Raw genomic sequence first — 268 nt, 5'->3', positions numbered from 1 at the left:
AAAAGAAGTACGGCCCGGGCGCGGGTGGTGGTCGTCAGGAGCAAAAATCGATCGGGCAGCAGTTCGTCGAATCGGAACAGTTCAAGGCGATCGCCGGCGGCCAGCGCGGCGCGCCCGCGAATCTCGCGGTGAAGGCGATCACGAGCGCAACGACCGCTGGCACCGACGGCAACGGCGGCGTCACGGTGTATTCGCAGCGCCTGCAGGGCATCCAGATGCTGCCGGATCGACCGATGACGATTCGCGCGCTGCTCGCTCCGGGCACGAC

The 268-nt window shown here is 66.8% G+C and carries 1 protein-coding gene; it reads left to right on the top strand.

The genetic code is table 11. The features are described 5' to 3' along the window. The coding region (locus SCA31_RS23665) for a hypothetical protein (protein WP_410699453.1) at nucleotides 1-268 on the top strand (268 nt) is incomplete at both ends.

Origin of the sequence: Chryseobacterium sp. SIMBA_028, from assembly GCF_046535285.1 — a bacterium.
GTDB lineage: Bacteria > Bacteroidota > Bacteroidia > Flavobacteriales > Weeksellaceae > Chryseobacterium.
This window is presented reverse-complemented; position numbering and strand designations above follow the sequence as displayed.